An 11,668-nucleotide genomic window follows, 5' to 3' on the forward strand; every position below is an offset into this window, starting at 1 on the left:
CGCGCAGCAGGCTGTGCCTAACTTAATCCCCCATCAGCCCCTGCGCCTTGGCCATCGCCACCGCCTGGGTGCGTCTTTGCACACCGAGCTTGACGTTGATCCGCCGTGCATGGGTCTTGACCGTGTGCAGCGAGATGAACAGGCGATCGGCGATTTCCTGATTGGAAAAACCCTGCGCGATCAATTGCAGCACGGCCAGCTCGCGCGAGCTGAGCAGGGCGGTTCCGGCGCTGGCGGGCTCGTCAAGGGCCGAAGCCGGCTCGAACAAGCGCTGATGCAGGCTTTGCCCAACCTCTCCCGGCAACATGCGTTCCAACCACTGCGGCTGACGCTGTTGCAACTCCTGCAATGGCCGCAGCAGACGCAGCTGTCGCGCCTCGCCAAGCGCCTGGTGAAGCAGCTCATCGGCCTGTTCGTCCTGACCCTGCACGAGCAGCGCCTCGGCCAGGCTGACCCGACATTCACAGGTCAGGCTGCGATGCCCGGCGAGCTGGCTTTCATCCAGTAACAGGCGCAACGCATGCTCGGCAGCCGCCTGATGACCGAGCAGCAGGTCGCTGATCGCCAGGCAGTGGCGCAAGCGCGGCAGCAGGTCGTAAAACTCGGAAGGGGCCAGTTGCTGGCGCTGCTGCAGTTGCTGCAGGGTCTGGGCGAACAACTCGCGCGCCCGCCCGGTCTGCCCCTGACGCAACAGCAGACGCCCTGCCTGCAATTGCAGCACGCAGCGGTAACGCACTTCCGGCACGTGCGACCACTGCATGACGCGCTCGGCCTTCTGCAGCCACTGGTGCGCCTCGTCGAGTTCCCCCCGACTCTCGGCCAGCTCCAGCAGCCCCAGGTAGCCGGAAATGATGTAGGCATCCTCGCAATGTTCGGCTTCCTGCAGCCCCTGGCGATACGCCTGCTGCGCCGCCTCGTCCAGGCCCTGGCGCGCCAGCAGGCTGGCCCGAACCAGCAACAGGCGGGCGACCACCGGGCTATGGTTGAAACGTTCGCGCAACAGCGCCAGCGACTGCTCGGCCAGCTGGGCCGCGCGCCCGGCCTCGCCACGCATCTGCAACAGCAGGCAGTGATCGGTATTGAGCAGGGCTTCGAAGATCAGACTGCCACGCAAGCGCGCCAGATGCAGGCCCTGATCCAGCGCCTGCTTGGCCTGCTCCAGCGCATGCTCGGCCATATGCTGCTGCGCCAGCGCCTGATAGCACAGCACACGTTGCGACCAACTGCCCTCATCCAGCATCTGCAGGGCCTCCTGACAGTGCAGCCGAGCATCACGGCGGCCGCACTGCCGCGCCAGTACGCCCATCAATGCCTGCCAGTGCGCGATCAGTTTGCGCTGACGCTGCGCATCGGGTTGCGGCATGAAATGCGCCAACCCCTGAATGCAGGCACTGGCGTCGTCGAAACGGGCGCAGATGATCAAGGCCCAAGCCTGTAGCACGATCAGCCGCGGCGAACTGGCGAACAACCAATCCGGCAGCTCTTCGCGCCATTGCAGCAGTTGCGCCACCGAATGCCCCTGCAGCAACTGCTCCTGGTCGAAACGCTGCAGATAGTTGACCGCAACCTCGACCTGCCCGGCCTGCAGAGCATGTTCGACGGCCTCACGAATCTCACCGTGCTGAGCGAACCATTGGCAGGCGCGCACATGGATCGAGGCTGGCAACGGAGCACCCGGCAGGCGCCACAGCACCTCGGCCAGAGGACGCCACAGACGGAACCAGGTACCGCTGCTGTCCAGGCTGCGCACGAATAACTGACGCCGTTGCAATTCGCTCAGCAACAAGGCACCGCGGCCTTCGAGCAGGTGCTCGCACAGCGACCGGGAAAAGCGTGGCAGCAGGGCCAGCGCATGCAGGTCGCTGCGCAGTTCATCGTCAAGATCGTCCAGCACCTCCCGCTGCACGTAGTCACAAAGCACCGGGCAGCCATCCTGCAGACGTTGACGCAGCGCGTCTTCACCGGCATCGAGCAGCAGCAGACGAATCGCCGCCAGCCAGCCTTCACTGCGCGCGAGCAGCGCCTGACGGAGATCATCGACCAACTCGATCTGCAGCGTGGCCAACAATTCGCTCAGCCCCGCCTCATCCAGCGCCAGCTCTTCGCCCTTGAGTTCCAGCAAATCGCCCTGCAGCAGCAGACGCGGCAGGTTCCAGGCTGGCGTACGGCGGCTGGCGACCCACCAGGTGACTTGCGCCGGCGCTGCAGCGAACAACCGATCGAGGCAGGCATCGAGCGCCTCGTCGGCCTGCCGCGGATAGTCGTCGATAAAGATCCACAAGCGCCCCGCGCGCGCATGCAGCCGTTCGATCAGTTCTGCTTCACCGGTATCCTCGCCCGGCAGCTGCATGGCTGCCGCCAGTCGCTTGCACAGCTGCGCCGGGCTCAGGCTGCGCCCGGCAAGATCGAGCCAGACCCGCTCGATGGCGGCGGGCGTGTGTCGCGCGCACTGGCCCAGCAGCACGCTCTTGCCGGTGCCGGCGGGCGCACACAGCAGGCGCAAACGCGCCTGACTGGCGAGCAGACGTTGCAGCAGGGCGGGACGGGAAACGACGCACGGTGGCAGCCGCGGTAGATCGACAGGTTGCACTTGCAGCGCGCTCGTGCGGGCGATGGCGAGGGTCGGCATGGCAGCGGTTCTCTCTGCTTGTCATTGTTGAACCACCCGACGATGGTACGCCGCTCACCAGGCACGACTACCCCCTGGCGCTTATGGTGCGAAATTCACGAGAAAGAGGCAGGCACAAAAAAGCCGGCGACGCGCGAGGCGACACCGGCTTGCTTGGAGCGACCCGGTCAGCGCACGCCAGCGTTACGCAGTGCAGCCGGGGTGAAGTCCTTGGCCGAGGCTTTGGTGCCGTACTGCACCGCCGTCTTCTCCTCATTGGCCATGCCGATCGCGATATAGCGTCCGGCGATCACGTCATACAGCGCTTCGAGCGCGTATACCGGCACCTTCTTGTCGTACTGCTGGAACAGCAGCGCCTCACCGACACGCCACATCTGACCGCGGCCGTCGTAATGCTCGGACAGGGCGATCTGCCAGGAATCCTCATCCACGTAGAAGCGCCGCTTGGCGTAGATGTTGCGCTCGCCGCTCTTCAGCGTGGCCTCGATTTCCCAGACGCGGTGCAACTCGTAACGGGCCAGATCCTGGTTGATATGGCCAGCCTTGAGAATGTCGCTGTACTTCACCTGCGGCGAGGCCAGGCGGTAGTTGTTGTACGGGATGAACGCCTCGCGCTTGCCCACCAGCTTCCAGTCGTAACGATCCGGGGCGCCGCTGAACATGTCGAAGTTGTCGGTGGTGCGCAGACCATCGGCGGCAGTCCCCGGACCGTCGTACGCCACCTGCGGGGCACGCCGCACGCGACGCTGGCCGGCGTTGTAGATCCAGGCCATGCGCGGCTCGCGCACCTGATCCAACGAATCGTGCACCAGCAGCACGTTGCCCGCCAGGCGCGGCGGCGCGGTGACCCGCTGCTTGAACAGCAGCAGGGTGTTTTCCGCCTTGGCCGGGTCGATATCGGGAATGTTGTCCGGGAAGGCGACCTCATCCTCGAAGTTGACCAGCGTGTAGGAGCCATTGGCCTGTGGCGATGCCTGGACGATGCTGCGGCGCAGGTTACCGCCGCGATAGCGAGTGATGTGGTTCCACACCACTTCCAGGCCGTTCTGCGGAATCGGGAACGCGTAGTAACGGCTCTGACCGAAGTTGGTCAATCCGTTGCCGCCTTCCACCAACCCGGTGTTCAGCGCACTGGTCTTGGCCGCGGCATAGATGTTGTCCGGCACTGCGGCGCTGCGGTGGGTCGGGTATACCGCCATGCGGTAGCTTTCCGGATAGCGCTGGAACATCGCCAGTTGCCCCGCAGTGAGGCGGTCACGGTACTGGTCCAGGTTCTGCGCGGTGATGGTGAACAGCGGCTGCTCGTTGGCGAACGGGTCACTGAGAAAACCACGCGCATCGACCTGACCGGCATCGCTGGCCAGGCCGCCCGTCCAGGCCGGGATGGTGCCGGCAGCATTGCCGGCCATCTCTGCACCCAGCGGGGTCAGGCTGTTACCGAGCTTGGCCGCTTCCTGTTCGCCGACCGCGGCCAGCACACCGCTGGCCAGCAGGCTCAGGGAAAGTGCGCCGAGCATCTTCAGGGTTGTATTCATCTGCATTCCTCAACTGATCCTGATGGCCTAGAAGCTCACGCCGAAGCTGAGCGCCAGGAAGTCGCGGTCGATCGCGACGTTGTAATCGCCGCCGAAGAAGTCGGTGTACGACAGGCTGGCGGTGTAGGTATTGCGGTAGTCGGCGTCGATGCCGAAGCTGATGGCCTTGGCGCCCTCGTTGAACAGGCCGTTGGGGCCGTAGCCGTCGACATCGTGCGACCAGGAGATATTCGGCTTGAGGTTGACCCCGGCGAACACGTTGCTGTACTCCCAGATGCCGCGCACGCGGTAGCCCCAGGAGGTGCTGGTAGTGAAGCCGTCGGTGTCGCCGTTGAAGCCGTAGGCACCGAACAGCGAATCACGGCCATAGCGCAGGTCTTCGCGGCTTTCCAGCCCACCGACGTGGGCCACGCCGACCTCGCCGACCAGGGTGAAGCGTCCCGCGCCCATCACCTGATCGAAGAAGTGGGTGAAGCTGGTCTGCAGCTGGGTGACTTCCTTGCGCCGATAGCCGACGTTGTCCTGGCCCGGCCCTGCCGCGACCGGCGAGGTGCCGGGGGCGATCGGGTTGAGCAGGCTCAGGGTCATGTCGGTGGTGTTGATCTGCAGCGGCAGGTTCGGCCGGTAGCTGATCTCGCCGGCCCAGGCGGTGCCGGTGGGCAGCGTGGTGGAGAAGCTCAGACCGTAGAGACGAATGTCCTCGGGGTATTCCAGGTAGTAGCGACCATTGCCGAGCATCACGCTCTGCGCCAGGCCGGCGCCGCTGCCCGGCGCGATGCCGTTAGCGGTGCCGATGATCCCCGGCAGCGCCGCCAGCGTGGCCAGGCCGGCGTTCTGCGTGCTGACGATGGGCGTACGGCTGTGGTAGTTCATGAAGTAAGCGCCGTACTCGGTCTCGTCACCCAGCCAGCGCAAGGCCACGCCCCATTGGCCCTGGTCACGCGCATCACGATCACCGGCGCGTGGCAGGATCACCCCTTCGCTGTCGACGCGGAAGCCCTGACCGAACGCGGCGGCGACCGGCTGCAGCGGTGCGATGGCCGGCGAGCCGATGTGGTAGCCGCTGTCGCAGCCATCGGCGGCCACGTCGGCGGTGGAGAAGAAGGTGCCGCAGTTATCGAGGATGGTCTGGTCCCACTCCAGCTGGTAGAAGGCCTCCATGCTCAGGCGGTCGCTGAGGCTCTGCGATACGTAGAGCATGTTCACCGGGATCAGGCCTTCCTTAATCTCCGCACCGGGACGGCGGAAGGCCGCGACGTCGATGGGGTTGATCGAGTTGATGCTGTTGCCGATGAAGGTGCTCTCGCCCCAGCTCACCACCTGCTTGCCGACCCGCACGGTGCCCGGCAGATCGCCGACGGCGTAGTTGTGGTAGAGAAAGGCATCGAGGATTTCCGCGCCCGAGGACTTGGCGCCCTCCTTGCGGTTGCTGTCGTCGATGTCCTTGAACAGGCGGCTCTCGTCCTTCAGCTCGAAGTCGTACCAGTACTTGCCGCGCACGAAAACGCCGGTGTCGCGGTAGCGCAGCTCGAGATCGTGGATGCCCTTGAAGATCTTCGAGAAGGTCTCGCCCTTCTTGAAGTTCAGGCGGCCGTCGTCGCCGGTCTGCGCCTGACCCTGGCCACCATTGTTGGGGCCGATCAGATCGCGATCCGGGCTGCGCATCGACCAGCTGGCACCGACCGACAGCGCACTGTCGAACTGCCCTTCGATCTCACCGATGTTGAAATTGACGGCCTGTGCCGGAGCGGCGAAACCGACGGCGACGGCCAAAGCCAAGGTGTGCGGCTGGAATAGTCCGGGCCCTGTTGTTGTTGTCATGCGGGTCTCCTAGGTATTGGGTACTGCAGCGCCAACCCTAGGCGGGGAACAGGCCCCGGATAAGCGCACCAAGGAGGGATTTCGCCTGTCGCCCGAAAGGATGAACGGCGCCCTGAGACGGGCGCACGCGGGCCGACCTCAGCTTGCTGAATGACGGACCATCAGGCGGGTGGGGAACTATTTGCAGGCAGGCACCGAAAGGCGCTGTCAGAGGACGACGCGAATGGCGTCCTGGAGAAGGGGCAGAGCCTGGGGCCAGGCTCTGCCAGGTCGATCAGTTGCCGCTGGCTGCCAGTTCGCGCAACAGCACCTCGTGGAACAGCGCCGGCGCTTCCACCTGCGGCGAGTGGCCCAGTTCCGGCCATTCCACGAGTTTCGCCTCAGGGATCGCTTCGGCGGTCTTGCGCCCCAGCTCCGGGTAGTTGCCGAGACGCTTGGCGACGTCCTCTGGCGCACGGTTGGCGCCTGGGGCGGTGCGATCCTTGCCACCGATCAGCAGCAGGGTTGGCGCCTTGATGTTGGCGAACTCGTGCACCACCGGCTGAGTGAAGAGCATCTCCGCCGTCTGCGCCTGGTTCCAGGCGACGATTTCCTTGCCTGGCCCGCTGTACATGCCGTTAAGCATGTCGACCCAGCGGTCGTACTCGGGCTTCCACACGCCGTTGTAGTAGAACTTCAGCTGGTAGTTCTTGATGCCCTCGTAGGAGGTTTTCAGCTCGCCCTGGTAGAGCTGGTCGACGGTCACATAGGGCACGCCCTCGGCCTGCCAGTCCTCCAGGCCGATGGGGTTGACCAGCACTAGTTTCTCCACCCGCTCGGCATGCGCCAGCGCGTAGCGTGCGGCCAGCATGCCGCCCATGGAATGGCCGATCACCGTGGCCTTCTCCACGCCCAAGGACTCCAGCAGCGCATCGGTGTTGCTGGCCAGCTGGCCGAAGCTGAACTGATAGCCGCGCGGCTTGCTCGAGCTGCAAAAGCCGATCTGGTCCGGCGCGATCACGCGGTAGCCAGCATCCGCCAGCTCCTTGATGGTCGCTTCCCAGGTTGCACCGCAGAAGTTCTTGCCATGCAGCAGCACCGCCGTGCGGCCATTGGCCTTGCCGGCTGGCTTCACATCCATGTAGCCCATCGACAGCTCCTGCTGCTGCGAACTGAACGCGAAGCGCTGGATCGGGTGGGGATACTCGAAGCCCTCCAGTTGCGGGCCATATTCGGTCTGCGGCGCAGCCTGAAGCATGGAAAGTGGAAGGAGGCTGGCGGAAAGTGTCGCGGTGAGCAGGGTTTTCTTCACGGGCGCATTCCTGTGTCTGATGAGTGCATGCTCGCTACGACCAGGCGCAGGCATGCAGGGGCTAGCGAATATAGCAACCGCCCCCGCTCATCAAGGCTGCAATGCTTTGCCGAATGTGACTGAAACACGCTAGATAGAGCCCTCAGGCATCGACGGGTGGTTCAGGCGCTCAGCGCCAGCGATCCAGCAGATTCACCGCCAGGCGATCCAGCCAGCCCCACAGACGTTGTTGCGCGCGGCGCCACCAGGGGCGCTGGCGCCAGTCATCGAGGGTGATCTCGCGGCTGTTGGCGAAATCCTCGATGAAGCTGGCCGCCACCGCCTGGGTGAAGTCCGGGTCCAGGGCTTCGACGTTGGCGTCGAGGTTGAAGCGCAGGTTCCAGTGATCGAAGTTGCACGAGCCGACGCTGACCCAGTCGTCCACCAGCACCATCTTCAGGTGCAGAAAGCTGGGCTGGTACTCGAAGATGCGCACACCGGCCTTGAGCAGCCTGGGATAGTAGCGCTGGCCGGCAAAACGCACTGGCGGGTGATCGGTGTTGCGCCCGGCCAGCAGCAGGCGTACCTCGACACCGCGCGCCGCGGCGCGGCGCAGGGCACGGCGGATTTTCCAGGTGGGCAGGAAGTACGGCGTGGCCAGCCACACGCGCCGCCTGGCGCCTCTCAGCGCACGCAACAGCGAGAGCAGAATGTCGCGGTGCTGCGCCGCGTCGGCGTAGGCCACGCGCCCGAGACCAACGCCGGCCGGCGGGCATTCCGGCAGGCTCAGCGGGATCGGCTGATGGCTCGGGCGCCAGGAAAATCGTGCCCGCCACAGCCGCTCGAACAACTGCTGCCAGTCGCCCACTAGCGGCCCTTCGATTTCCACCATGGCTTCGTGCCAGGGGCTGCGGGCTTCGTCCGGCAGCCAGAACTCATCGGTGGAGCCGGTACCGCCGACGTAGGCCAGGCACTGATCCACCAGCAGCAGCTTGCGGTGATCGCGGTGAAAGTTGCGGATGCCACGCCGCCAGCGCACCGGGTTGTACCAGCGCAGCTGTATGCCGGCGGCCTGCATGCGCTCGCGCAGCGCGGCGCCCAGCTTGGCCGCGCCGAAGGCATCGAACAGGCCGCGCACCGTCACCCCGCGCTCGGCCGCTCGGCACAGGGCATCGACCAGGCGCTCGCTGCAGCGGCCGTCTTCGATCAGGTAAAGCTCGATCTCCACCTGCTGCCGGGCACCCTCGATGGCTGCCAGCATGCGCGGGAAGAACGCCGGACCGTCCAACAGCAATTCGAAGCGATTGCCACCGCGCCAGGGAAAGATGCGGCCGCGCTTGTGCACGCTCACCGCGCCGTGAAGATCAGCACGGCGCCCACCGGCACCGACAGGCTGATGGCCGGCAGATCGGCGATCTTGCGCAGCGCCTCGATGCCGCTGGCCAGGGCGAAGTCTTCGGCGTGCAGCACCAGCGGCGCCAGGGTCACCACCTGGAAGCGGCGATCATCGAGGCGGGTGACCAGCAGCTCGCTGTCCAGCTCGCGGGTGCGCTCGTTGAGGGTCAGTTGCAGGGGCAGGCGCAGCTCCAGTTGCGCGCCGGGCGCCAGGTCGGTGAGTTGCGGCAGGTCGACCTGGGCACTGATGCGTGCCTCAGGCAAACGCGAGGTGTCGAACAACATGGCACGCAGACGCTCGTCGCGCAGCGGGATGCCGGTGCTCAGCGAATCCAGGTCCACGCGCAGGCGCGCGCGTCCATCGGCGGCGATCTGCCCGTGCAGTGTGAGGAAGCGATGCACCTCCGACTGGCTGCCGGAATGGGTGGAGATGAACGACAGCCGCGAGGACTCGTTGTCCAGGTACCAGTCGGCGTGAACGGGCAAGGCGACAGCCAGCAGCAGGGCAGGAAGCGAACGGCGCATGAGAACTCGATAAAGGCATGACCAGGCGGCAACGATAGTCGCCACGGCCAGCGTTGCAAAGCCCAGCGCCCAGAGCACCGTAGCGCGGCTGCAACCCGCCGCTTCCGAGTTGGCGGGTTTCACCCGTTCTACTTGCTCGGCAGCAACTGGCAGCCCTGCCGCTCCCCCAGCCAAGCTGCACTGTGGGTGCGGCCCAGGCCACTGGCGGTCACACGCTTGGCATTGTGATCATCGAGCAGGCTGCTGATCGGCACGTACTGCGCGACATAGCCTTCGCAATAGGCCGCCGGATTACCGCTGACGTAACGGCAGGAGCAGTACTCCTTGGCCGTGTAGGCGCCGATGATGTCGGGGAACGCCGCCAGATGCGCGCGGTTCGGCCAGGCCCAGGCCAGCGCCAGGATCAGCAGCAGCGCCAGCACGCTGAGAATCGGGTGACGACGAATCATGGTTGCACCTCCGTGGCGAAGGCCGCCTGCACGCGCTTGAGCAATTCGTTGTGCTGGAAGCTGCGGTCGCGGTCATCGGCGTAACGCACCACCACCAGTTTCTCCTGCGGCATCACGTACAGTCCCTGGCCCCAGTGGCCCAGGGCGGCGATGGTGTCGGCCGGTGCATCCGGCCAGGGCCGCGCAGCGCCCGGCAACTCGGCGTTGAGCCACCAGTGCCCGCCCGGTACGGCATCACCAGGCGCGAAATTCTGTGGCTGATAGTCGGCGAAGGGCGTGGAGACGAAATCGACCCAGGCCGTCGGCAGAAGTTGGCGCTCGCCCCAGCGCCCGCCGCGCTGCATCAGCAGGCCGACCCGGGCCAGGTCACGCGCGCTCAGGTAGGCATAGGACGAGGCGACGAAGGTGCCGCTGGCATCGCGCTCCCAGGTCGCGCTGGTGATGCCCAGCGGCTCGAACAGCGCGGTCCAGGGATAGTCGGCATAGGCCTGCTCGCCGACCATGCCGCGCAACGCGGCAGCCAGCACATTGCTGTCGCCGCTGGAATAACGAAAGCGCGTACCAGGCGCGGCATCGGCTTCATGCGCGGCGGTGAACGCCGCCATATCGGCGCGACCGCGGGTATAGAGCATGGCCACCACCGAGGATTTCAGCGGCGCGTACTCGTAGTCCTCTTCCCAGGCCAGGCCCGAGGCCCAGTTGAGCAGGTGGCCGATCTTGATCTGCGCATGCTCGGCCATCGCCGGGTAGTACTGCGCAGCCGGCGCATCGAGCTTGAAGCGTCCTTCGCCGTAGGCCACACCGAGGGTGGTGGCAAGCAGGCTCTTGGCCATCGACCAGGTCAGGTGAGCGGTCTGCGCCGTGGTGGGCTCGGCGTAGCGTTCGTAGACGATCTGCCCGTCGCGTATCACCAGCAGGGCATCGGTGCGCGCGCCCGTGCGTTCGACGTCATCGCGCTCAGGAAAGGCGTACTGTTCCAGTTCGGCCAGCGCGGCGCTATCGATACGGGGTTGGCTCTGCCAGTCGGGTTGCGGCCAGCTTTCCGCCAGGGCGGTGCTGGCAGCCAGGCTGAGAGCGAGCGCCAGGCTCAGTCGACGAAGCAAGGAAGTGGGCATGGGCGGTCTCGATCAGAAATCGTCGCGCACCCTAGCATGGCGAAGATGACGGCTTGAAGGGTCTGTTGCGCCATCTCCGCGGCTCATTCGGGCAGAGCACCACTGCCGTCACTTGGGCAGTTGGTAATCCTCCGGGCCCATCAGGTCGAGACCGCATTCGAGGTTCTCGATCCAGTAAAGGAAGGCGCTGATCATTTCCGGGCCGACGAAGGGCCGGCCGTGCTGCGGCACGATCATTTCCACGTCCATCTCGCGCACCATCGCCGCCCACAGGCGACACGCCTTGTTGCCGGCCATGTAGCGGCGATGGAAGCCCTCCATGTTCGGCACGTGGTTGACGAAGTCGCGCACCGGCGTGGCGTCGTCGACCATCGAGGCGCCCATGTCGCCGGAGAAGAGGATCTTGCTCACCGGGTCGTACACCTGGAAGTTACCCACCGAGTGCAGGAAGTGCGCCGGCACCGCCTTGAGCGTGCATTTGCCAAGCGGGATGCTCTGGCCGCGATCCGGTAGCGCGATGATGCGATCGAAGGTGTTGATGCCACGGCTCAGCACCAGATAGTTGGCCGTCAGGTGCGGTAGAAAACGCGCCCACAGCTTGGAGCAGATCACTCGCGCACGGGTGTGCAGCAGCCACTTGTCCAGCGAGGCGATGATGTCCGGGTCCTGATGCGAGGCGAAGATGTAGGTCAGGTCCTGCACCGGAATGTGTTTGGACAGCTCCAGAGACAGGGGCGTGTAGGTCAGGTCACCGCCCGGATCGAGCAGCAGATACTGCTCGTTGTCGGTGATCAGGAACTGGTTGGATTGCACGCCTTCGCCGCTGACCAGGTCATCGAACATCAGGCATTGGTGGCTGCCGTTATCGAACAGCACGATGGGCTCGCGGCGCATGGAAACCTCGTAGATGAATCGCGAAGCAACCTTAT

9 protein-coding genes are annotated in these 11,668 nt (G+C 65.3%); all 9 read right to left on the reverse strand.

The genetic code is table 11. The features are described from left to right. Positions 1 to 22: 22 nt before the first annotated feature. The 9 genes from B2U07_RS10995 to B2U07_RS11035 all read right to left on the reverse strand — a co-directional run bounded on the left by B2U07_RS10995 (position 23) and on the right by B2U07_RS11035 (position 11,633). Positions 23 to 2,629 carry a LuxR C-terminal-related transcriptional regulator gene (locus B2U07_RS10995; protein ID WP_275547814.1) on the reverse strand — a complete coding sequence of 869 codons (2,607 nt, stop codon included), beginning with the start codon at positions 2,627 to 2,629 and terminating at the stop codon, positions 23 to 25. A 167-nt stretch (positions 2,630 to 2,796) separates the two neighbouring features. After that, entirely contained in the window at positions 2,797 to 4,164 is a 1,368-nt protein-coding gene (locus B2U07_RS11000; RefSeq protein ID WP_197854946.1) for a DUF1329 domain-containing protein, read from the reverse strand. Between the two features lie 27 nt (positions 4,165 to 4,191). Beyond that, positions 4,192 to 5,985 (reverse strand): DUF1302 domain-containing protein, encoded by a 1,794-nt coding sequence (locus B2U07_RS11005; protein ID WP_275547815.1) that lies wholly within the window; start codon positions 5,983 to 5,985, stop codon positions 4,192 to 4,194. Between the two features lie 274 nt (positions 5,986 to 6,259). Further along, a complete protein-coding gene (locus tag B2U07_RS11010) occupies positions 6,260 to 7,222 on the reverse strand; it encodes an alpha/beta fold hydrolase (protein WP_275547836.1) in 963 nt (320 codons plus the stop codon). A gap of 223 nt (positions 7,223 to 7,445) precedes the next feature. Next, positions 7,446 to 8,606: a phospholipase D-like domain-containing protein gene (locus B2U07_RS11015; protein WP_419096337.1), complete on the reverse strand. Its 1,161-nt coding sequence runs from the start codon at positions 8,604 to 8,606 to the stop codon at positions 7,446 to 7,448. Beyond that, positions 8,603 to 9,175, reverse strand: a complete 573-nt coding sequence (locus B2U07_RS11020) for a YceI family protein (RefSeq protein ID WP_275547817.1) — start codon at positions 9,173 to 9,175, stop codon at positions 8,603 to 8,605. Before B2U07_RS11020 ends, B2U07_RS11015 begins: the two co-directional genes overlap by 4 nt. 128 nt (positions 9,176 to 9,303) lie before the next feature. Then, complete coding sequence (locus B2U07_RS11025; protein WP_275547818.1) at positions 9,304 to 9,624, reverse strand: amidase; 321 nt, start codon at positions 9,622 to 9,624, stop codon at positions 9,304 to 9,306. Continuing rightward, a complete protein-coding gene (locus B2U07_RS11030; protein WP_275547819.1) occupies positions 9,621 to 10,739 on the reverse strand; it encodes a serine hydrolase domain-containing protein in 1,119 nt (372 codons plus the stop codon). The genes B2U07_RS11025 and B2U07_RS11030 overlap by 4 nt, the downstream gene beginning before the upstream one ends. A gap of 108 nt (positions 10,740 to 10,847) precedes the next feature. Next, a complete protein-coding gene (locus tag B2U07_RS11035) occupies positions 10,848 to 11,633 on the reverse strand; it encodes an MBL fold metallo-hydrolase (protein ID WP_197854935.1) in 786 nt (261 codons plus the stop codon). Between the last annotated feature and the right edge of the window lie 35 nt (positions 11,634 to 11,668).

Source organism: Pseudomonas sp. UBA7530 (genome assembly GCF_002479365.1).
Taxonomy (GTDB): Bacteria; Pseudomonadota; Gammaproteobacteria; order Pseudomonadales; family Pseudomonadaceae; genus Aquipseudomonas.

Bases quoted from the DNA above. Each gene is read 5' to 3' on its own strand.
- B2U07_RS11005 (WP_275547815.1), bottom strand. From the start codon at position 5,985: ATGACAACAACAACAGGGCCCGGACTATTCCAGCCGCACACCTTGGCT.
- B2U07_RS11010 (WP_275547836.1), bottom strand. From the start codon at position 7,222: ATGCTTCAGGCTGCGCCGCAGACCGAATATGGCCCGCAACTGGAGGGC.
- B2U07_RS11025 (WP_275547818.1), bottom strand. From the start codon at position 9,624: ATGATTCGTCGTCACCCGATTCTCAGCGTGCTGGCGCTGCTGCTGATC.
- B2U07_RS10995 (WP_275547814.1), bottom strand. From the start codon at position 2,629: ATGCCGACCCTCGCCATCGCCCGCACGAGCGCGCTGCAAGTGCAACCT.
- B2U07_RS11030 (WP_275547819.1), bottom strand. From the start codon at position 10,739: ATGCCCACTTCCTTGCTTCGTCGACTGAGCCTGGCGCTCGCTCTCAGC.
- B2U07_RS11035 (WP_197854935.1), bottom strand. From the start codon at position 11,633: ATGCGCCGCGAGCCCATCGTGCTGTTCGATAACGGCAGCCACCAATGC.
- B2U07_RS11020 (WP_275547817.1), bottom strand. From the start codon at position 9,175: ATGCGCCGTTCGCTTCCTGCCCTGCTGCTGGCTGTCGCCTTGCCCGTT.
- B2U07_RS11000 (WP_197854946.1), bottom strand. From the start codon at position 4,164: ATGAATACAACCCTGAAGATGCTCGGCGCACTTTCCCTGAGCCTGCTG.